Origin of the sequence: Herbiconiux daphne (assembly GCF_024979295.1) — a bacterium.
GTDB lineage: Bacteria > Actinomycetota > Actinomycetes > Actinomycetales > Microbacteriaceae > Herbiconiux > Herbiconiux daphnes.
On record NZ_JANLCJ010000232.1, the window covers coordinates 1 to 879 of the forward strand.

Annotated in this window: 1 protein-coding gene; it reads right to left on the minus strand. The window is 36.6% G+C overall.

The genetic code is table 11. From position 1 onward, the window contains the following. Positions 1-845, minus strand: an 845-nt coding sequence (locus N1032_RS24310) for a phage major capsid protein (protein WP_259543059.1), incomplete at its 3' end; no start/stop codon positions are given. Positions 846-879 lie beyond the last annotated feature (34 nt).

Consider the following 879-nt stretch of genomic DNA (forward strand, 5'->3'; position numbering starts at 1 on the left):
TCAGCAATTTTAATATCTGCATTTGCACGGTAGTTTCCACCTAATGTATCAAATGACATGATACGTTTTGTCAAATCAATGCCTGCTGTTTGAAAAGTGTTTGCTAATTTTGTATCTAACAAGTATGCTTTCAGCTTGTCAGTTGTCAAAATTAAAACATCTTCTAATTTGGTGGTAGTAGTGTATTGACCGATGGCACCGCCAGATGCTTGTGGTGTTTCATTGTACAAAGCGCTGTTGTTTTGAATGTTCAGAATCGCTTCAGAAACAGAAGCAAATAATTCTTGTTCGCTTGTTACTTTCCGAATTTGTTGCGGATTGGTAATGTTCTTCAATGAATAATCAATAAGCATTGCACGTAATTCACGTTCTTCCGATACGTTAATATCAGAAACTTTTTTACGGTAAACACCTAAAGCATAGTTTGTGGCATCTGCAAGCGTTAAAAAGTTTAAACGAACATCGTTGTTATTTAACGTGAATTTTTGTTTCTTCAAGATACCTGCACCGTACAATTTTGTAGCCATTGCAGGGTAGTTACGTTTCAGCATCAAAGTTTCTTCTTTTGAAAGATTCATCGTAACAGGCACGCTATCCATGATTACATATTCTTCCGAATATTGACCGATGAAATCTTTTTCTTTTGCGAGCCATTCAAAACGGTTACCTAATGCTACTGAAATGATAATAGATTCGTCAATTTTTGGGAACAAATATTTGTTGACAAAAGTTTCAAATTGTGTATTGACGTTCGTCCAATTTTCCCCGAAAGTCCAACCTGTTCCGTAATCTGTATTAAATGCTTGTAGGGCAGTGGCAACGCCCGCTGCTAATGGTGATGGCATATTATTCTTGCCCTCCTAAAGAATGGATTTTGCT